Origin of the sequence: Bacteroides muris (ex Afrizal et al. 2022) (genome assembly GCF_004793475.1) — a bacterium.
GTDB lineage: Bacteria > Bacteroidota > Bacteroidia > Bacteroidales > Bacteroidaceae > Bacteroides > Bacteroides muris.
In genome coordinates, this window is sequence record NZ_SRYZ01000004.1 from 36,682 (window position 1) to 56,121 (window position 19,440).

Sequence of the window (19,440 nt, forward strand, 5' to 3'; positions counted from 1 at the left end):
CAGATGGCAAATTTTTCGTTTATAGACCTTTTTGCTGGTATTGGAGGATTTAGGCTTGCACTTGAGAGTGTAGGTGGAACTTGTTTAGGCTTCAGTGAAATAGCTCCGGATGCAATAAATACTTATTGTAAGAATTTCAATGAGTCAGAAGGATTCAATTTTGGCGATATTACAAAACTCAAGGAGCTGCCTGAACATGATTTTATGACGGCTGGTGTTCCATGTCAAAGTTGGTCAATTGCAGGTAAGAATCTTGGATTTGATGATGACCGTGGGCAACTCTGGAACGATACACTTTACCTGTTGAATAAAGTACGTCCCAAGGCTTTTATTTTTGAGAACGTAAAGGGGTTGTCTGACCCTCGTAATCAGAAAGCACTTGATTACATTCTCGAACGTATCAATCAGGCTGGGTATCATGCCCGTAAATATGTATTGAACGCTTACGACTATGGCGTCCCTCAAACGCGTGTGCGCATTTATATTATCGGATTCAAAGAAGAACGTTATCTCAAAAAATTTGTCCTTCCGGCACCGTTCCCGGGGCAGGTACGCTTGTGTGATGTATTGGATGACTGTGAGATAAAAGAAAGAGTTCAGCGTGAAGAGCATAAAGCACGTTGGAGCCTTTCGTGTAACGAGAAAGGTTTTAATGACTATTTTCTTTTTAATGACCTCCGCAATGGGGATACGACTATTCATTCATGGGATATCGTTGACACCACAAAGCGAGAGAAGGACATTTGTTATTTGTTACTGAGTAATAGAAGAAAGAAAGAGTATGGTGAACTTGACGGTAATCCTCTCTCTCTCTCTCATTTCCAAGGATTGGATGTAACCATAACAAGGCAGGAGTTAGAGCAACTTGTGCGTAAGAATATTCTCAAACATGTAGAGTATCTGTATGAAATAGTTGAGCAGAAACACAATTTGAGTGAAGCGGCAGAATTACTGCTTTCTTTGAACAACAACCGGATGTTGAACATCGGGCAATTGAAAAATAACAGAGAAGTAAAGAAACTGAAAATAAAGGTTCTGGAAACTCTAAGCCAGTTGAAAGAAGACAATATCATCCGTTGTACGGAGGTTCGCTATGATTTCAAGAATACCAAGATAAGTACAGGATTAGATGGTGTTAACCGCATATTTCTTCCTACATGCAAGATTTATCCGACACTTGTAGCCAGTGACACGAACGACTTCGTTTCAACAGAATCAATTGATGCTGATACTATAGCCGAATTTCGGGACTTATTTATGCAACGGGTTTTCCGTCCTGGCAACTATCGGAAAATTACCAAATCTGAAGCGTGCCGCATTCAAGGTTTTCCCGATAATTATAGGTTGCCGCCGACACGTCCAAGATGGATGAAGTTGATAGGTAACAGCGTAGCCGTGCCGGTCATCAAAGTACTTGCGAATGCAGTTGTAAATACAGGCGTGTTTGAGGGGCAAGGCGATATCGCTGTCAAAAAGTCGAAGCAGCGTATTAAGCAACTTGATTTTCTTGGTCTTTTTGAGAAATATGCAGATGCGAGTATCATTGAAAATACAATGGTGCATGAAGATACAGCCGAATACCGCATATCTCCAACTCGTAAGCTGTACTTGGATTTCACGAAAAACTGCTTGATAAGTTTTGTGAAGGAAGACAACTTTGAACAATATCTTGAGCAGTCGGCAAAAATTTACTATACTGGCAAGAAGTTTCCTTCAAGTGTTGCGCTGAACGAGCTTTACTATTTCATGCCATACCTAAAGGGAAAGGGGGTACGTGACCTTTACTTCATCAAGATGGCACGTGTGGGTACTCGTAAGGAAGGTCAATCAGGCAATGATCCTAACGACTTTAGACTGGTCTTCGAGATAGAATTTGTTGGTCAGCTGTTCGATGATTATAAGTTTGTTGAGCTGAAGATATGGAGAACTTTTACGGATACAACAATGCAGGAACTGTTGCGCAGGAACGGGCTGAAATAGCTTGTTGTTGGAACTATAGATGCAGCGTGTTCCATCTATATATGCAACGCGTTGCATATATAGATCCAGCAAACCGGAAATATACATGCAACGCGGTATATCTTTCGGGCGGTTTTTCTCCGCCTTTTTAGGGAGCAGTTTATTTATACTGTGCCCAGTCTACATTCTTCATGTCTCCACTTTTGGCCAGCTCAGCGTGCATAGCCAGTGCAGCGCGCAGGGCATGGGGAGTCTGTGACTTGCCGTCGGTCAGTTTCAGGTAATCCCACAGAATGTTCTTGTAGTCCGGATGGACACAGTTTTCGATGATGGCTTGTGCACGTTCTTTCGGACTCTTGCCACGGAGGTCGGCCACACCTTGTTCGGTGATGATGATGTTGACGTCGTGTTCCGTGTGGTCCATGTGCGAAACCATCGGCACGATAGCCGAGATTTTACCTTCCTTGGCAACGGACGGACAAGTGAAGATGGAGATATAGGCATTGCGGGTGAAGTCACCGCTTCCGCCGATGCCGTTCATCATCTTGGTTCCGCCGATGTGCGTGGAGTTCACGTTGCCGTAGATGTCGGCTTCGATGGCGGTGTTGATGGAGATAACACCGAGTCGGCGCACCACTTCCGGGCTGTTGGAGATTTCCGACGGACGGAGCACCAGCTTGTCGCGGAAGAAGTCCATATCCTGGTAGATGCCTTCCAGACAGTCGTTCGTCACGGTCAGCGAGCAGGCGCTGCCGAATTTCACTCGGCCTTCGCGGATAAGTCCGATAACGGAGTTCTGGATAACTTCTGTGTACATTTCGAAGGCGGGGATGGTCTTGTCACGTCCCAGAGCGCCCAGTACGGCATTGGCGATGTTGCCCACGCCCGATTGCAGCGGCAGGAAGGTGGGCGGGATGATGCCGCGCTTCATGTCGGCGGCAAGGAAGTCGGCCACGTTCTGTCCGATTTTGTCGGTCAGCGGGTCGGCATCGGCAAAGCCGCGTGCTTCGTCCGGCCAGTCGGTCTCCACTACGCCTGCGATTTTTTTCGGGTCTACCTGAATGTAGGGCAGTCCGATGCGGTCGCTCGACTTGTAGATGGGGATTTCGCGGCGGTAGGGCGGGTCGAGAGGCTCGTAGACGTCGTGCAGGCCCATGGCACTCTTGCTGTGGGCGGCATTCAGCTCTACGATAATCCGGTCGGCCAGGCGGCAGACGGTCGGAGAGATACCGCCGGCAGCCGTCAGGTAGATTTTACCGTCTTCGGTCACTTCGCATGCCTCGATGATGGCGACGTTTACTTTTCCCATGAAACCGTAGCGCACTTCCTGAGCCATTTGCGAGAGGTGGATGTCGTTGTAGGCTATCTCACCGTTGTTCACGGCTTTGCGGAAATCCACGTTGGTAGTGTAGGGGGCACGGTAACGGATAGCTTTAGCGCGTGAAAGAATGCCGTCGCAGGAATCGCCGGTAGAGGCACCGGTGAAAATGCCTATCTGGAACGGGTTTCCTTTCGCATGCTCCGCTTCTGCGATTCTTGCAAGTTCAGCCGTGACGGCTTTGGCTGTTCCTGCGGGGGTGAATCCGCTCAAGCCGATGTTGTAGCCATGTTTGATGAGGCTCGCAGCTTCTGCTGCCGAAATGTAATTGAGTGCCATAATATAAATAGTTATTTTTCGTGTAAAGGTTCTGAAGGAATTCTTAAGTATTTGTCATAGCTTCTCCGTCATCAGTTCTCCATTATCCGCTGTCTTAATATTTCCGTTGAAGTATCTCTGACCAGATAATGGCTTTCCTCGCTTCCTCTGCCGAGTGGATGCCGTATTCGGATGTTGCTTCGTCGGGCTCCTGCGGATGGGATGCGGGGGAGGGGGGCGAGGCCTTTATGGAAGTGTATTTGGATTTGGCGGACGGTTTGGATACCGTCTTCGGTTTGTTTGTCGGCTTGGGACCTTCGGGAATAAAGCCGCCGTAAGTACCTCCGCCCCAGTTTTCGGGCAGCGGGTTGTCCACATCGGGCATAGGTATGCCGGGACTCTTGTCGGCATTCTTGTTTGTTTCTTTCTTAAACTGCCTGATGAGTCCGGTGGCTATGACAGCCGCAACTAACAGAAACTTGAAGACATCTTCCATAATTCTTTCCTTATTTTCCGCCCAAAGACAGGGCAATTATCTCCGCTTTGGGCAAAGTTAATTATTTAATCTGATTACGGGCAAGGAATCGGTAATAAAAAAGGGCAGCTTCACAGCTCCCCTTAATTTTTTTAACCTAAACCTTAACTATGAAAAAATCTAATGTTTCTTTCACTTCACAAATTTGTGAATTAATTTTCTCTATGCCAAATCCGCACTCGGAAAATGTTCGCTCTCTTAACATTAATTAGCTGACAGGTTGAAGATTGGCAATCTGTAATGGCATTTTTCTTCTATTTCATCAGTTTATTGGAAGGGAAGGAGTATCTTTGCATCTTGAATGACAGATTTCAAAATGATATAAATTGATTTTAAACGAACTGATTATGGAAAAAGCAACGGGAGCAGACTTTAAATCTGCAACTGCCGATGGCGACAAGAAATTGTTCATCGAGACCTACGGTTGCCAGATGAACGTGGCCGACAGTGAAGTGATAGCATCCGTCATGCAGATGGCGGGATATTCGGTGGCCGACACCCTGGAGGAAGCCGATGCCGTGTTTATGAATACCTGCTCCATCCGCGACAATGCGGAACAGAAGATTCTGAATCGTCTGGAATTCTTCCACTCGCTCAGGAAGAAGAAACGCGGTCTGATAGTGGGTGTGCTGGGCTGTATGGCCGAGCGTGTGAAGAACGACTTGATTACCAACCATCATGTGGACCTGGTGGCGGGGCCGGATGCCTACCTCACCCTGCCCGAACTGATAGCGTCGGTAGAAGCCGGCGAGAAAGCCATCAACGTGGAGCTCTCCACTACAGAGACCTATCGGGATGTCATCCCCTCACGCATCTGCGGAAACCACATCTCCGGATTCGTGTCCATCATGCGCGGCTGCAACAACTTCTGCACCTACTGCATCGTTCCCTACACCCGTGGCCGCGAGCGCAGCCGTGATGTGGATAGCATCCTGGGCGAAGTGGCCGACCTTGTGGCAAAGGGCTATAAGGAAGTCACCCTGCTGGGACAGAACGTCAATTCCTACCGCTTCGAGAAACCGGACGAAGAGACGATTACCTTCCCGATGCTGCTCCGCACCGTGGCGGAGGCGGCGCCGGGCGTGCGTATCCGTTTCACCACCTCGCACCCCAAGGACATGAGCGACGAAACCCTCCGGGTCATTGCCGACATGCCCAACGTGTGCAAGCACATCCACCTGCCGGTGCAGAGCGGAAGCAGCCGCATCCTGAAGTTGATGAACCGCAAGTACGACCGCGAGTGGTATATGGACCGCGTGGCAGCCATCCGCCGCATCATTCCCGATTGCGGCTTGTCTACGGACATATTCTCCGGTTTTCACAGTGAGACGGAGGAGGACCACCGGCTTTCCCTTTCGCTGATGGAGGAGTGCGGATACGATGCTGCCTTCATGTTCAAGTACAGCGAACGCCCCGGCACGCATGCTTCCAAGCACCTGCCGGACGACGTGCCCGAGGAAGTGAAGATTCGCCGTCTGAATGAAATCATCGCCTTGCAGAACCGTCTTTCCGCCGAGGCCAATGCCCGTTGCGTAGGCAAGACCTACGAGGTGCTGGTGGAAGGCGTCAGCAAGCGCAGCCGCGACCAGTTGTTCGGGCGTACGGAGCAGAACCGTGTGGTGGTGTTCGACCGCGGCTCGCACCGTATAGGCGATTTTGTGATGGTGAAGATTACCGAATCCAGTTCGGCCACACTGAAGGGAGAAGAGGTGGCTGGCTGAAGGGACAAGACACAGACTTCGTCAAGGAGCTGTAGGAGCCGGAGGCGTGTCATAATGCCCCAATAAAAAAATTTGAGGGTGTGTCCTCTGTTCTTTAAGAAATTAACCCTGCCACAGCTATCTGTAGCAGGGGTAAATCTTTCTATTCGGGCATTATGACACACCCTCAAATTCTTCGAAAAAAGGGAGGGGCACTTCCTTTGGCGAGTTGCCGGGGCCGAATAACCCTCTTTAACGGCTGCCGGTACCTCCGGCGCATGGATGGTGCCGGTTAGAACGGAACCCACACGGAGAGAGTGTATTCTCTGAACTTTCCCGATTTCAGGTAGTCGGTCTTCAAGCTGTTCATCAGTCCGTGCTTGTAGTTCAGGCCCACTTCGAAGGCTTTGAAGCGGTAGGCTATCCTTCCTATTGCCGGGATGTCGAATTTCCGGCTGTTTCCGCCATTCTGGTTGAAGAACCACGTGGGCTGGATGCCTGCACCTATGCTCAGCCCTTTGTAGAGGGTGTAGTTGGCCGTTCCGGTGGCGAAGGCGGAGAACCTCTTGGCACTTCCCTTCACCAAGGCGGGTTCGCCCGGCATTTTCCCGAACGTGTAGTCATAGTACTTCATTCCCAATCCGGCTTCTAGGTCGAAGAAGAACGGGGAGGCCTGATTGGCATGCAGTCTGAACTTGTAGCCCAAGGAGAGGTTGTACTTGTAGTCTACGTCGTAGGAACCGGCTGCTGCTGCGGCGGACGGGGTCAGTTTGGTCTTGATGTTTCCGGTACCACCTTCGACGATGATTCCCGATTCGGTTTGTCCTTGTGCTCCGAGTGAGAGCAGGCAGAGGACGATGAATAGCATTACATGTTTCATAATAATTGTGGGTTTAGTATTGGGTAATTAAGTCCGGTTAGTTTATAAATCTACAGTGGGAGCGGCGTTCAATTTAGAAATAGCATTCTGAAAATCCTCGTTGCTATTGAAGACCAGCATGTCTTCATTCTTTGCAATGGTAATCTTCAATTCCGCATTGTTGATTTCTGCATTTGATTTCAAGTCTTTTTCTACATCGTTCGAGCATGCTCCAAGCATGAACAAGGATGCGATAAGCAAAATTTCTTTTCTCATATTTCTTGTACCTTTCTAAATTAATGATTCTTTATTCTGTTATTTCGAAATAGCCATAGTAGACGGTTTCTTTATATTCCAATTCTATCACGTACTTTCCATAACCTATATTTAGTTCGAATATGTTTTCCTTGTCAGAAAATATAGGCTCAATAGTGGAATATATGATGTCGTTATGTCTGTTTCTAATGGTGAGTTTTACTTCTTCTATCAAATTATCCGAGTATATGTAGAAAATGTCTTTATCATGTAGGACAAAGAGTTTATTTCCTGTTATGGAACGCTCCTTTCTTTGCCATTGACTTTGGTTTATATCAGAGGCAGGCAATTGTGTTAATGTTATAACTTTCTTTTTAGCTTGAAGGAATGACATTGGCAAAATACTTAAAACTAATATCGCCAATATAAATAGCTTGTTATTCATGATATACTGTGCTTTAGAATTTGCGACAAAGGTATGTCGTTTTATTGCGTATTGCCCAAAAATGCAGTACGCACTTGGTACGCAACTGTATATTGCATACTGTCACGCGAAGTACGCGAGAAGGGTTACGTGTCAGAATTGTTGTATGAAACAGTCTAGTTGTTCCGGACTACCGTCTTCATCGAAAAGCTTTTTGTATAATCGTTTACGTATGGAGGTGACGGCTTGCTTGCTGCGTATGGTTAAGGCGGCTATTTGTCTTGGGGGAATGCCTATTTTTATAAGCAGGCATACTTTCAGTTCAATGTCTGATATGGGATAAAATTCCAATAAGCGTTGACTGAATTGATTGTAGGTTTCATCTATTGTATGGTTTAGTTCTTCCCAGTCGGAGTTGTTTATTTTGTTTGTTTCTTCTTGTGGAAGTAGATTGTGAAACTTCTTGTAAATGGCAGATTGTTTCAATGTAATCTCTGCTTGAGTTTGTACTTTTTGTCTGGCTTCAATCTGTTCATTGCTTTTTTCGATTAGCTCTTTTTGCGCACAAAGCAAGGCGTGGCGCAGTTCGTCTTGTGAAGCTGTTGCTTCTTGTAAGGAGACTTCTAAATTCTCGATTTCTTTCCGGTTTTTCTCGATTTGGGCAAGACTCTGTTTGTATTGCTCTTTTTGTATTCTATCAAGTTTTTGTCGTTGTGTTTTTATGTTTTGTTCTTTCCTTTTATGATATTCCCGATAGGCGATGAACAGAATAATAGAGAAAATGAAAGCGATGCCGAAAAGTACCTTCTGCCTTTTTTCTTTGAAAGTCTGTATTTTAAAGCTTTTGGCTTCTTTTTGATTCAATTGATAATTATATAACGCATTTGCTTTTCGTATAATCTCTGCTTGTTTCATGCTCTGAACGGAATCCGTATATGCCAGATATTGGTCTAGATACGTGAAAGTCTCTTCATTTTTATTTTTTGCTCTTGCGATATTGTATAATCCCCGATAAGCCTCTTTTTTGTAGATGTAGTCGTTGGCAGATAGCATTTTATTATAATAATAGGTGGCCGAATCTAACTGATTATTACCTTTATAGTAACTTGCGATAGTGCTATACAGTGCGTATAGGTTTGTTGCCTTTGACTGTACTATTGCCACCTGCATTGCCTTGTACGCCTCTTCATATCTCTCCAAATCAGTATAATATCCTGACAATTCACTGTTCACGATACTTCTCAGGTGCAGGTTTCCGATGCGTTCTGCCTGTTCATCCGCTTTCCGGTAGTAGTAGATGGCACTGTCGGCTTGCTGCAGGGTGGTGAAGGAGCGGCCGATGTCGCGCAGCCTGTACACGATTCCGATGCTATCCTGTGCCAACGTGCTGTAGTGATAGGCTTTTCTGAACATTTCGGGTGCCTTGTCATAGATGTCTTGATAGAGAAAGAGCATTCCGGTCTGGCTGTACATAAGGCTCAGCAGCTTGTGGTTTGTGCTGCCTTTTGCTGCCTCTATTGCTCTCTGGAAATACTCCAGTGCCTGCGGCGCGTCCCCCAGGTCACGATACACCCGTCCTGCATAGTATAGCGCTTCGGGCAGGAGTTTCGGGTCTTTGTGCTTCCGGTAGTAGCGCACCACTTGCCGGACGAGGCTGTCCGAGGTATGTGCGATGTAGGCTTTGTCTTGCGCCTTGATGCGGAGCAGGTGGTAGTACATGCGGGTTTCTTCGGGTTCGCGGCCGATGCTGTCTTTCAGTTGCTTCAGCAGCGAGAGGGCGCTGTCGGGGCTGGTTTGTGCCAGTGAGTCGGCCGTAAGGAGGACGCGGGGATACCGGTGTTCGCTGCACGAACAGAAGTACAGGGAGGTAAAGAATAAGATAAGGGTCAGCATAGTTGCCTTCATGGGTGTAGTTTTTGATGTGTGGGGCAAAGATAAAACAAAAATGAAAGCACGGCATGGGGGCGTGCTTTCATTTTTGTGAATTTTGTGAATTTTTTCGGGCATCCATGCGCCTTTGGCGCCGTCCCATTTGGAGGCTTCCTTGCAGGTCAGGCGTTGCCGGTCGTCATAAGAGTATTCATAACGGATGTGGCGGTAAAGTTGCGCGCCGTCTTGCTTGAAGATGGTCTTGGCAACCACTAATTCGTTTTTCACCTCTTCGTTGGTGATTTTCCGGTTGCTCTTCTTCCCGAACGTTTTCGCTTGATAAGAATCAATTCCTATGTTAAAGAATTAAACTTCTGATAATCAGTGAATAAATATTTATGCAGACTGTCCGTTATCGGACAGTTGTCCGCTCAATATCGAACAGGCTGGCAGACACTGGCCTCTGTCGTGACAGACACTGGTGTCTGTTGCGTCAGGCACTGGCCTTTGTCATCGGCCTCTCCGGAGGAGTGGGCGCAAGCGCTTGTTTTCTTAAATCTCCTTAATGGAAACCCTATAACCCACTTTTTATTTGTTATTTTGCACCAAATTTAGGTGTAGTGCGGTCTGTTCAGTTTGGGCTGCACCTCCTTATTGACAGAACGTTCGATGAATAAACTCACTATAAAAGCTTGTCCGTTATGTGGTGGAACGCATTTGGAGCGTGCCTTGACATGTGTGGACTATTATGCCTCGGGCGAAATGTTCCACTTGTGCCGCTGCCGCGATTGCGGTTTCCTTTTCACACAAGACTTTCCTGTGGAGGCTGAAATCGGCCGTTACTACGAAACCCCTGATTACATTTCACATACCGATACCCGCAAGGGGGCAATGAATTCCGTGTACCACTGGGTGCGCAATTATATGCTGGGACACAAGGCACGCCTTGTGCTCCGTGAAGCGCACCGTAAGAAGGGTCGCCTGCTGGATTTGGGTACGGGGACCGGTTATTTTGCCGATGCCATGCAGCGTCGCGGCTGGCAGGTGGAGGCTGTGGAGAAGAGTGCGCAGGCGCGTGCCTTTGCCAAGGAACGTTTCCATCTGGATGTGAAACCTCCTACGGCACTGGAGAATTTTGCACCAGGCAGTTTCGACGTCATCACCCTGTGGCACGTCATGGAACATCTGGAACCCCTCAACGAAACGTGGGAATCCCTGCACTCCCTGCTGACTGAAAGAGGGGTGCTGATTGTGGCCGTGCCCAACTGCTCCTCCTTCGATGCAAAGAAATACGGGGCTTACTGGGCTGCCTACGATGTGCCCCGCCATTTGTGGCACTTCACGCCGGGCACCATCCAGCAATTCGGTTCCAAGCACGGCTTCATCATGGCGGAGCGCCATCCCATGCCGTTCGATGCCTTCTACGTATCCATGCTGACGGAAAAGCACATGGGGCGTTCGTGTACTTTCCTGAGGGGAATGGTTGCCGGTACGCTGGCATGGTTCAGTGCATTGGTGAAGAAGGAGCGCAGCAGTTCCATGATTTATGTGTTCAGGAAGAAGAGCCTCTTCCCCGACCGCTCCCCCATAGTGAGGGGGGCAGATACTTCTGGAACAGGAGGGGGTTGTATAAGAAAGGGAGGAGATACTCTTGAAATGGGAGAGAGAAACAACTAAAATAATATCAATATATAAATAAAATCAAACTTATTCCCCTCCCTACGGGATTGCTTTCTCCCGACAACGGGGGAGTCGGAGGGGTTAGGGGAGAGGCCTATGGGAAAGAAGAATTCGATATCCTATTTTGACATGCAGTTCATTACGTCCAGCATCAGTACGACGCTGGTGTTGCTGCTTTTGGGGCTGGTGGTATTCTTTGTGCTCGCAGCTCGTAATCTTTCCATATACGTCAGGGAGAACATCAGCTTCTCCGTGCTAGTCAGCGACGATATGAAGGAAAGCGACATTCTGAAGCTCCAGAAGAGGCTGGACAAGGAGGCTTTCGTGAAGCAGACGGAGTACATCTCCAAGAAGCAGGCGCTCCGCGAGCAAACCGAGGCGATGGGCACAGACCCGCAGGAGTTCCTCGGTTACAACCCTTTCACTGCCTCCATCGAGATTAAGCTGCATTCCGGCTATGCCAATTCGGACAGCATCGCCAAGATAGAGAAGCTGATTAAGAAGAATACCGACATTCAGGAAGTACTCTACCAGAAAGACCTGATAGATGCCGTGAACGATAATATAAGGAACATCAGCCTGATGCTCCTGGGACTGGCCGTGATACTGACGTTTATCTCCTTTGCGCTGATAAACAACACCGTCCGTCTGGCCATATATTCCAAGCGTTTCCTCATTCACACCATGAAGCTGGTGGGGGCAAGCTGGGGATTCATCCGCCGCCCGTTTCTGCGGCGCAATTTCTGGATAGGTGTGCTGGCCGCTTTCATAGCCGACGGCATCCTGTGGGGAGCTGCCTGTTGGCTGGTGTCCTACGAACCGGAACTGATTAGGGTGATTACACCCGAAGTAATGGTGCTGGTGTCGGGCGCCGTGCTGGTGTTCGGAGTGCTTATCACGTGGCTGTGCGCCTTGCTTTCCATCAACAAGTATCTGAGGATGAAGGCAAGTGCGCTGTATTATATTTAACGCACTGAAGTGTATAAGCGATATGGTTTCAGGCACGGATTACGCGGATCTCACGGAAGTTGTGCAATGACAGCGGCTTGAAACAGTGTAATCCGCGCCTGAAAAGAAAACCTTAAGAGAGCTTTCACAAGCTTCTCTGGTGAAGTGTATAGAGAGAAAGTGCTGCTTTGCAGTACGGCTAAATAGTAAATAGTTAAATAGTAAATAACCAGATGAGTAAAGAGAAATTCGCTTTTGACAAGACCAATTTTATCCTGCTTGCCATCGGAATGGCAGTGGTTGTCATTGGTTTTCTTCTGATGACCGGCCCCGCGTCTACTCCGACGAACTTCGAGCCGGACATATTCAGTGTGAGACGCATCAAGGTGGCCCCTGCGGTCTGCCTGCTGGGCTTTGTGTTCATGATATATGCCGTGTTGCACAAGCCGAAAGGCGGCGGGGCGGAAGAGCAATAGATTTCTTACCTACCACCCCGCTCTGCGGGCACCCCTCCTCCAACCGGAGGAGGGGAATGAAGATAATCGGTATATCACATTCGATTCATAAACGGTAAAAAAGAAATTATTTTCAACTACTGATTCGCATAACTCATAATTTATATAAATAACTATAGTGGAATGGTTTGAAGCGCTTATCCTTGGGCTTATTCAAGGACTGACCGAATATCTGCCGGTGAGCAGTAGCGGACATCTTGCCATCGGTTCGGCATTGTTCGGCGTTGAGGGAGAGGAGAATCTTGCTTTTACGATAGTGGTGCATGTGGCCACGGTGTTCAGCACGCTGGTGGTGCTCTGGAAAGAGATTGACTGGATTTTCAAGGGGCTGTTCAAGTGGCAGATGAACGGGGAGACGCGCTACGTCGTCAATATACTGGTGTCCATGATACCTATCGGCATTGTAGGGGTATTCTTCAAGGACGAGGTAGAGGCCATTTTCGGTTCGGGACTGCTCGTCGTGGGCTGCTGCCTGTTGCTGACGGCTCTGCTGCTGTCTTTCTCCTATTATTATAAGCCGAAACAGAAGGAGGACATCAGCATGAAGGATGCCTTCGTCATCGGCCTGGCACAAGCATGCGCAGTGCTTCCGGGGCTTTCCCGTTCGGGCAGCACCATTGCAACCGGTCTGCTGCTGGGCGACAGCAAAGCGAAGCTGGCACAGTTCTCTTTCCTGATGGTGATACCCCCCATTCTGGGTGAAGCGTTGCTGGACGGGATGAAGATGCTGAAAGGTGAGGCGGTTGCGGGAGATATCCCTGCGCTTTCGCTGATGGTAGGCTTCCTGGCTGCTTTTGTTTCGGGCTGTCTGGCCTGCAAGTGGATGATAAATATCGTGAAGAAGGGCAAGCTGATTTATTTTGCCGTCTATTGCGCCATAGCTGGCGCTGCGACGCTGGTATTGAGCTTGATTAACGGATAAACTGATACGGATGAATTTTAAAGAAGGAGAAGTCCTCTATTTCAATAAGCCGCTGGGATGGACATCGTTCAAGGTTGTGGGGCATGCGCGTTACCACATCTGCCGGCGGATAAAGGTGAAAAAGTTGAAAGTAGGCCACGCCGGTACCCTCGACCCGCTTGCCACGGGGGTGATGATTGTCTGTACGGGCAAGGCCACGAAACGGATTGAGGAGTTCCAGTATCACACGAAGGAGTACGTTGCCGCCATCCGCTTGGGTGCCACCACTCCCTCTTACGACCTGGAGCATGAGATAGATGCCACCTATCCCACGGAGCACATCACCCGCGGGCTGGTGGAGGAGACGCTGAAGAAGTTCGTCGGCGAGATACAGCAGGTGCCTCCCGCTTTCTCGGCCTGCATGGTGAACGGGAAACGTGCCTACGACCTTGCCCGCAAGGGAGAGGAGGTGGAACTGAAACCCAAGCTGCTGGTCATCGACGAGATAGAGCTGCTGGACGACGGGCTGGGCATTGCCGAGCCGTGGATAAAAGTACGCGTGGTGTGCAGCAAAGGAACGTATATCCGCGCCTTGGCACGCGACATCGGCGAAGCCTTGCAGAGCGGCGCCCACCTCACGGCCCTTGAGCGTACCCGCGTGGGCGACGTCCGGCTGGAGGACTGTCTTAATCCCCTCGACTTCAAGGAGTGGATAGACGCGCAGGAGATAGAAACAGAAGAAAACTGATTATTAACACGTGCTGCCTGCTTTGCGCTTCATCGGCACATTGGCACGTCGGCACATTAGCACATTATATACTTATGAAACTGTCGCAATTCAAATTCAAGCTTCCCGAAGAGAAGATAGCTTTGCACCCCACGAAGTACAGGGACGAGTCGCGTCTGCTGGTGTTGCACCGCAAGACGGGTGAGATTGAGCACAAGATGTTCAAGGATGTTCTGGACTATTTTGATGACAAGGATGTGTTCATCTTCAACGATACCAAGGTTTTCCCCGCCCGCCTCTACGGAAATAAGGAGAAGACCGGTGCGCGCATTGAAGTGTTCCTGCTGCGCGAGTTGAACGAAGAGCTCCGGTTGTGGGATGTACTGGTGGACCCTGCCCGTAAGATACGTATCGGCAATAAGCTCTACTTCGGCGATGACGACTCCATGGTGGCGGAGGTTATCGACAACACCACTTCGCGCGGGCGTACGCTTCGCTTCCTTTACGACGGTCCGCACGATGAGTTCAAGAAGGCTCTTTATGCGCTGGGCGAAACGCCGCTGCCCCACAGCATCATCAACCGTCCCGTAGAACCGGACGACGCCGAACGTTTCCAGTCCATCTTTGCGCGCAACGAGGGAGCCGTGACGGCGCCTACCGCCAGCCTTCACTTCAGCCGCGAGCTGATGAAGCGTATGGAAATCAAGGGAATCGACTTTGCCTATGTCACCCTGCACGCCGGTCTGGGCAATTTCCGCGACATTGATGTGGAAGACCTCACCAAGCACAAGACCGACTCCGAGCAGATGATTGTGGACGAGGAAGCCGTGCGGATTGTGAACCATGCCAAAGACCTGAACAGGCAAGTCTGTGCCGTAGGCACTACCGTGATGCGTGCCATCGAGAGCACCGTCAGCACGGACGGACACTTGAAGGAATACGAGGGATGGACCAACAAGTTCATCTTCCCGCCATACGACTTCACCGTGGCCAATGCCATGATAACCAACTTCCACATGCCGCTCAGCACGCTACTGATGATTGTGGCCGCTTTCGGCGGTTACGAGCAGGTGATGGAAGCATACAACGTGGCTTTGAAGGAGGAGTACCGCTTTGGTACGTATGGAGATGCGATGCTGATTACAGACCGATAAATTCTCCCTCCCTTGAATATACACGATATATGACCGTTTACTTCAGTCTTGGCACTAATCTCGGCGATAAAGAGCAGAACCTCCGCATGGCCGTCTTGAAGATAGGAAAGCAGATAGGGGAAGTGATTTCCCTATCTGCTTTCTATGCTACTGCCCCTTGGGGCTTTTCTTCCGATAATACTTTTCTGAATGCCGCACTTTGCGTGGAAACTGCCTTGGCACCCTTGGAGGTGCTGAGAACAACGCAGGAAATCGAGCATGAGATGGGGCGTACGCACAAGTCTGTCAATGCGGTGTATAGCGACCGCGTGATAGACATCGACCTGCTGCTATGTTTTGCCGACGACGGCACTCACATTGTGCTGGATACGCTCGGATTGAAACTTCCCCATCCGCTGATGCGCGAACGCGATTTTGTGATGCGTCCGCTGGCGGAGATAGCGCCCCGGAGCGTATTGGAGATAGCAGCCGGCAGAGGGTTGTAAAAATAAGAATACACATGTTTGTAGGGAACAGACATATTCCCTATATTTGCATATGAGATTGAAGAAGTGTCTTCGCTCGATTTTTGTGTGAGATAATATTGTAAGAAGCGTAATGCTCATTCTGATAGTTGAAAACCTAGGAAATTTTCAAGAAAACAGAGAATGGCATGGTATGTTTCCTACGCTGGTTTCAGCGTGGGTCTGCTGTCCATCTATTTCTGTTTTCGGGTTTTCCTAGGACCTTCAACTACGGATAAGTGGCACGCAGTTCCACGCTTCCGTTTTTTATTCAGCAGGTTTGGAGGGACTGAAAGCCTTAGTGATATTATGAAATTTGCCGTTATAGCTGCAGGCGAGGGAAGCCGTCTTTTACAAGAAGGGGTGGAGTGTTGCAAACCTTTGGTGCAGATTCAGGGGGAACCGATGATTGACCGCTTGTTGCGCATCTTTGTAGACAATGGTGCCACGGAGATTGTTGTCATCGTCAATGAGAGGAGCACATCCGTGAAGGAACACCTGGAACAGTTGTCCTTGCCCGTACCGCTGAGGCTGGTGGTCCGCGACACTCCCAGCTCCATGCACAGTCTTCATGCCATTGCTCCTTATCTGCGGGAAGGTCCGTTCTGTCTCACTACTGTCGATACGATTTTCAAAGAAGATGATTTTGAGGAATATATTCGTACATTTGCAACGGCTGATGCGGATGGGTGCATGGCCGTCACTCCGTTTGTGGACGATGAGAAGCCGCTATATGTGGCTACGGACGGAGGCTGCCGAATCAAGGGATTTCACGATACGCAGGAACCGGAGGACAAATACGTTTCCGGTGGTATCTATTGTTTGAAGCCGAATGCCTTGGACGTGCTCGAGAAGTGCATTCGTGGTGGAATGTCGCGTATGCGGAATTTCCAGCGGGCATTGATAGCGGAAGGAATCAGGCTGAAGGCCTGCCCCTTTGCGAAGATAGTAGATGTAGACCATAAAGACGATATCCGCAAGGCGGAGATATTCTTGAAGGGAGAACCCGTACGCCGTCCGGTCAAGATTGTGGGAATAAGCCGTGGAAACGCATATTCGCCCAACTTGGTAGACAATGATGCCGCCATCCTCAGGGAAGTGGCCGAAAGGTTGAGGTCGAAAGGAGCAATCGTGGTGATTTATACCGAGGCCGATTTTGTGGAGCAATGCGTGGAGGCCGATTATTTCTATAGCATGGCCCGTGGAGAAGCCGCCATCTCCCGGTTGCAGCAACTGGAGAAGGACGGTAGGCTGGTGGTCAATTCCGGTTTTGGAGTGGCCAACTGTGTCCGTGTCCCGATGACGGAGATATTGACGGGCAATGGCATTCCGCATCCTGAGAGCCGGATTATAAGGCCGGACGATACTCTTCCGGACGACCTGACATATCCGTGCTGGGTGAAGCGGGGTGATGCTTGTGCGATGATAAAAGACGATGTCTGCTATGTGGAGAACCGCCGGGAGGCAGAGCAGGCAATGGCCCGTTTCAGACAGCGTGGAATCGGCGTAGTGGTGGTGAACGAGCATCTTCGCGGTGATCTGGTAAAGTTCTACGGAGTGCGTGGCACGGATTTCTTCCATTGGTTTTACCCTTCGATGGTGTCGCATACCAAGTTCGGGCTCGAAGCCGTGAACGGCGAGGCCAGGGGACTTCCGTTCTCGGTGGGGCTGCTGAAACAATATGCCGACAAGGCGGCTTGGGTCATGGATGTCCCCGTCTACGGAGGCGATTGCGTGGTGATGGAGAACGGTGAGATGAAGATATTCGACTTTAACGACTGGCCCAGTTTTTCTCCTTGCCGCGTGGAGGCTGCCGAAAAGATAGCAGGGTATATCATGGAACGGATAGCGAATCATATCAAAAAATAGCAAACGAATGGGAAATGAATTTGTATCTACATTGAAGTCGGCCGATACGGAGGAGTGGATTGACATCCTTTTCTATCGTCCCGCAGGTTATCGCTGGGCGTTATTGTTCAGGCGGCTGGGCGTACATCCCAACATGGTGACGGTCTTCTCCATTATTCTGGGCGTGGCTTCCGGTGTGTTGTTCTATTACAAGGATATCTGTCTGAATGTGTTGGGCATACTTTTGCTGGTATGGGCGAATATGTATGATAGCGCCGACGGGCAGCTGGCTCGCCTTACCGGACAGAAGACCCTGCTCGGGCGCATACTCGACGGCTTTGCCGGCGACCTTTGGTTCTTGGCCATCTATGTGGCTGTCTGCCTGCGGCTGCAACCGGAGTGGGGAATCGGGATATGGGTACTGGGAGCCTTTTCGGGGCTGGTGTGCCATGCCAAGCAGTGCCAGCTGGCCGATTACTACCGGAACATCCACCTTTTCTTCCTGAAGGGGAAGGAGAACAGCGAACTGGACACATCGCGGCGGTTGCGCGAGTCCTATCGTACTCTCGGCTGGAAGAGAGATTGCCTGCAGAAGTTGTTTTTGTTCTTCTACATCCGTTATACCCGTTCGCAGGAACAGATGACGCCTGCTTTCCAGCGCTTCATCTCCGAGGTTGGCAGGAGGTTTCCCGAGACGGTGCCTCAAAGTCTCCGTGACGATTTCCGTCGGGGGAGCCGTCCGCTGATGAAGTATGCCAATGCGCTGACCTTCAATGTGCGTGCCATTGTTTTGTCTGTTTCGGTGCTGGCCGGAATACCTTGGGCTTACTTCGTATTTGAGGCGACGGTGCTGAACGTCTTGTTCTTCTACATGCGTTTCCGGCATGAGAAACATTGCAATTGTCTGAACCGAAACATAGACCGTTATGAAGAATAAGTACCGCAACTGGTTCATGCTTTTCGGGATTCTTGCCGTAGTGCTGATGGTCTGTACGATGCGCATGGATTATTCCGAGATAGGACGAAGCCTGCTGCGTGCGGGTATATGGTTTCCCGCCGTATTGCTGCTCTGGCTTTTCGTCTATTTGCTGAATGCTTGTTCCTGGTATCTGATTATCAACGACGGGAAGAAATACCCCATTCCCTTCTGGAAGGTATATAAGCTTTCGGTCAGCGGATTTGCGCTGAATTATACTACGCCTTGCGGGTTGATGGGCGGCGAGCCTTATCGGATTATGGAACTTGCCCCCTATACAGGAGTGAGTAAGGCATCTTCTTCGGTCATTCTGTATGTCATGATGCACATATTCTCTCATATCTGGTTTTGGTTCCTGTCTATATTCCTTTATATTTTCATGTATCCGGTAAGTCTCTCCATGGCATTGCTGCTGGCCGTGGTGGGTGCATGTTGTCTGCTGGCCGTCTTCTTCTTTTTGAAGGGTTATCGGGCAGGAATGATGCTGAAGGCGCTGGGCTTGTTGAAGAAAGTTCCTTTTCTCAGGAAGCGGGCATCCGGTTTCCTGGAGTCCAAGCGCGAGACTTTGGTGCGGATAGACGAGCAGATAGCTTTGCTTCACGGACAGCACAAGAAGACGTTTTACAGTTCGCTGGTATTGGAATTCATGGCGCGCCTCTTGTCGAGTCTTGAGATTTACTTCGTCCTGCGCGCCTTTTCGGCAGAGGTAAGTGTGGGTGATGCAGTGCTGATTCTGGCTTTTTCGTCGTTGTTCAGCAATCTGATATTCTTTTCTCCAATGCAGCTGGGCGCGCGTGAGGGAGGCTTGGCGCTTGCAGTGGGCGGGCTTCATCTGTCGGGAGCATTGGGTGTCTATACCGGACTCATCACCCGGGTGAGGGAATTGGTGTGGATAGCTATAGGGATTGTACTGATAAAGATAGGGAACAGTAAACAAAATACATGAAACAT

17 protein-coding genes and 1 pseudogene are annotated in these 19,440 nt (G+C 49.5%); 12 read left to right on the forward strand and 6 right to left on the reverse strand.

Annotated elements, in window-relative coordinates; translation table 11 throughout:
- The first annotated feature begins 3 nt into the window (after positions 1 to 3).
- Positions 4 to 1,980, forward strand: coding sequence for a DNA (cytosine-5-)-methyltransferase (gene dcm / locus E5355_RS03080; protein ID WP_210434513.1), 1,977 nt, complete (start codon positions 4 to 6; stop codon positions 1,978 to 1,980).
- A gap of 139 nt (positions 1,981 to 2,119) precedes the next feature.
- On the opposite strand, the gene E5355_RS03085 is transcribed toward dcm, so the two are convergent.
- Positions 2,120 to 3,616, reverse strand: coding sequence for an acetyl-CoA hydrolase/transferase family protein (locus E5355_RS03085; protein WP_136009141.1), 1,497 nt, complete (start codon positions 3,614 to 3,616; stop codon positions 2,120 to 2,122).
- A 94-nt stretch (positions 3,617 to 3,710) separates the two neighbouring features.
- Positions 3,711 to 4,091 carry a hypothetical protein gene (locus E5355_RS03090; protein WP_136009142.1) on the reverse strand — a complete coding sequence of 127 codons (381 nt, stop codon included), beginning with the start codon at positions 4,089 to 4,091 and terminating at the stop codon, positions 3,711 to 3,713.
- Positions 4,092 to 4,477: 386 nt separating this feature from the next.
- Here E5355_RS03090 and miaB point away from each other — a divergent pair, with 386 nt between their 5' ends.
- The gene (gene miaB / locus E5355_RS03095) at positions 4,478 to 5,851 is read left to right on the forward strand and encodes a tRNA (N6-isopentenyl adenosine(37)-C2)-methylthiotransferase MiaB (protein WP_136009143.1); all 1,374 of its coding nucleotides are present in this window, start codon (positions 4,478 to 4,480) and stop codon (positions 5,849 to 5,851) included.
- A gap of 271 nt (positions 5,852 to 6,122) precedes the next feature.
- On the opposite strand, the gene E5355_RS03100 is transcribed toward miaB, so the two are convergent.
- The 4 genes from E5355_RS03100 to E5355_RS03115 form a co-directional block, all read right to left on the reverse strand.
- The gene (locus E5355_RS03100) at positions 6,123 to 6,710 is read right to left on the reverse strand and encodes a hypothetical protein (protein ID WP_136009144.1); all 588 of its coding nucleotides are present in this window, start codon (positions 6,708 to 6,710) and stop codon (positions 6,123 to 6,125) included.
- 42 nt (positions 6,711 to 6,752) lie between these two features.
- A complete protein-coding gene (locus tag E5355_RS03105) occupies positions 6,753 to 6,965 on the reverse strand; it encodes a hypothetical protein (RefSeq protein WP_136009145.1) in 213 nt (70 codons plus the stop codon).
- Positions 6,966 to 6,996: 31 nt separating this feature from the next.
- Positions 6,997 to 7,389 carry a DUF3244 domain-containing protein gene (locus E5355_RS03110; RefSeq protein ID WP_136009146.1) on the reverse strand — a complete coding sequence of 131 codons (393 nt, stop codon included), beginning with the start codon at positions 7,387 to 7,389 and terminating at the stop codon, positions 6,997 to 6,999.
- A 132-nt stretch (positions 7,390 to 7,521) separates the two neighbouring features.
- Complete coding sequence (locus tag E5355_RS03115; protein WP_328515052.1) at positions 7,522 to 9,594, reverse strand: DUF3836 domain-containing protein; 2,073 nt, start codon at positions 9,592 to 9,594, stop codon at positions 7,522 to 7,524.
- Between the two features lie 312 nt (positions 9,595 to 9,906).
- Here E5355_RS03115 and E5355_RS03120 point away from each other — a divergent pair.
- The 10 genes and pseudogenes from E5355_RS03120 to E5355_RS03165 all read left to right on the forward strand — a co-directional run.
- A pseudogene (locus tag E5355_RS03120) lies at positions 9,907 to 10,800 on the forward strand (class I SAM-dependent methyltransferase); the annotation flags it as partial.
- A gap of 213 nt (positions 10,801 to 11,013) precedes the next feature.
- The gene (locus tag E5355_RS03125; RefSeq protein WP_136009148.1) at positions 11,014 to 11,886 is read left to right on the forward strand and encodes a cell division protein FtsX; all 873 of its coding nucleotides are present in this window, start codon (positions 11,014 to 11,016) and stop codon (positions 11,884 to 11,886) included.
- 212 nt (positions 11,887 to 12,098) lie between these two features.
- Positions 12,099 to 12,341 (forward strand): DUF3098 domain-containing protein, encoded by a 243-nt coding sequence (locus tag E5355_RS03130; RefSeq protein ID WP_136009149.1) that lies wholly within the window; start codon positions 12,099 to 12,101, stop codon positions 12,339 to 12,341.
- A gap of 157 nt (positions 12,342 to 12,498) precedes the next feature.
- Entirely contained in the window at positions 12,499 to 13,302 is an 804-nt protein-coding gene (locus E5355_RS03135) for an undecaprenyl-diphosphate phosphatase (protein ID WP_136009150.1), read from the forward strand.
- A gap of 10 nt (positions 13,303 to 13,312) precedes the next feature.
- A complete protein-coding gene (truB, locus tag E5355_RS03140) occupies positions 13,313 to 14,029 on the forward strand; it encodes a tRNA pseudouridine(55) synthase TruB (protein WP_016272229.1) in 717 nt (238 codons plus the stop codon).
- A gap of 74 nt (positions 14,030 to 14,103) precedes the next feature.
- Positions 14,104 to 15,162, forward strand: a complete 1,059-nt coding sequence (gene queA / locus E5355_RS03145; protein WP_016272230.1) for a tRNA preQ1(34) S-adenosylmethionine ribosyltransferase-isomerase QueA — start codon at positions 14,104 to 14,106, stop codon at positions 15,160 to 15,162.
- Between the two features lie 29 nt (positions 15,163 to 15,191).
- Entirely contained in the window at positions 15,192 to 15,647 is a 456-nt protein-coding gene (gene folK / locus E5355_RS03150) for a 2-amino-4-hydroxy-6-hydroxymethyldihydropteridine diphosphokinase (protein ID WP_016272231.1), read from the forward strand.
- A 327-nt stretch (positions 15,648 to 15,974) separates the two neighbouring features.
- Positions 15,975 to 17,534 (forward strand): NTP transferase domain-containing protein, encoded by a 1,560-nt coding sequence (locus E5355_RS03155; protein WP_136009151.1) that lies wholly within the window; start codon positions 15,975 to 15,977, stop codon positions 17,532 to 17,534.
- A 7-nt stretch (positions 17,535 to 17,541) separates the two neighbouring features.
- Positions 17,542 to 18,450, forward strand: coding sequence for a CDP-alcohol phosphatidyltransferase family protein (locus E5355_RS03160; protein WP_016272233.1), 909 nt, complete (start codon positions 17,542 to 17,544; stop codon positions 18,448 to 18,450).
- Positions 18,440 to 19,435 carry a lysylphosphatidylglycerol synthase transmembrane domain-containing protein gene (locus E5355_RS03165; protein WP_016272234.1) on the forward strand — a complete coding sequence of 332 codons (996 nt, stop codon included), beginning with the start codon at positions 18,440 to 18,442 and terminating at the stop codon, positions 19,433 to 19,435. Before E5355_RS03160 ends, E5355_RS03165 begins: the two co-directional genes overlap by 11 nt.
- Positions 19,436 to 19,440: the final 5 nt, after the last annotated feature.

Bases quoted from the DNA above. Each gene is read 5' to 3' on its own strand.
- dcm (WP_210434513.1), top strand. From the start codon at position 4: ATGGCAAATTTTTCGTTTATAGACCTTTTTGCTGGTATTGGAGGATTT.
- E5355_RS03085 (WP_136009141.1), bottom strand. From the start codon at position 3,616: ATGGCACTCAATTACATTTCGGCAGCAGAAGCTGCGAGCCTCATCAAA.
- E5355_RS03090 (WP_136009142.1), bottom strand. From the start codon at position 4,091: ATGGAAGATGTCTTCAAGTTTCTGTTAGTTGCGGCTGTCATAGCCACC.
- miaB (WP_136009143.1), top strand. From the start codon at position 4,478: ATGGAAAAAGCAACGGGAGCAGACTTTAAATCTGCAACTGCCGATGGC.
- E5355_RS03100 (WP_136009144.1), bottom strand. From the start codon at position 6,710: ATGAAACATGTAATGCTATTCATCGTCCTCTGCCTGCTCTCACTCGGA.
- E5355_RS03105 (WP_136009145.1), bottom strand. From the start codon at position 6,965: ATGAGAAAAGAAATTTTGCTTATCGCATCCTTGTTCATGCTTGGAGCA.
- E5355_RS03110 (WP_136009146.1), bottom strand. From the start codon at position 7,389: ATGAATAACAAGCTATTTATATTGGCGATATTAGTTTTAAGTATTTTG.
- E5355_RS03125 (WP_136009148.1), top strand. From the start codon at position 11,014: ATGGGAAAGAAGAATTCGATATCCTATTTTGACATGCAGTTCATTACG.
- E5355_RS03130 (WP_136009149.1), top strand. From the start codon at position 12,099: ATGAGTAAAGAGAAATTCGCTTTTGACAAGACCAATTTTATCCTGCTT.
- truB (WP_016272229.1), top strand. From the start codon at position 13,313: ATGAATTTTAAAGAAGGAGAAGTCCTCTATTTCAATAAGCCGCTGGGA.
- queA (WP_016272230.1), top strand. From the start codon at position 14,104: ATGAAACTGTCGCAATTCAAATTCAAGCTTCCCGAAGAGAAGATAGCT.
- folK (WP_016272231.1), top strand. From the start codon at position 15,192: ATGACCGTTTACTTCAGTCTTGGCACTAATCTCGGCGATAAAGAGCAG.
- E5355_RS03155 (WP_136009151.1), top strand. From the start codon at position 15,975: ATGAAATTTGCCGTTATAGCTGCAGGCGAGGGAAGCCGTCTTTTACAA.
- E5355_RS03160 (WP_016272233.1), top strand. From the start codon at position 17,542: ATGGGAAATGAATTTGTATCTACATTGAAGTCGGCCGATACGGAGGAG.
- E5355_RS03165 (WP_016272234.1), top strand. From the start codon at position 18,440: ATGAAGAATAAGTACCGCAACTGGTTCATGCTTTTCGGGATTCTTGCC.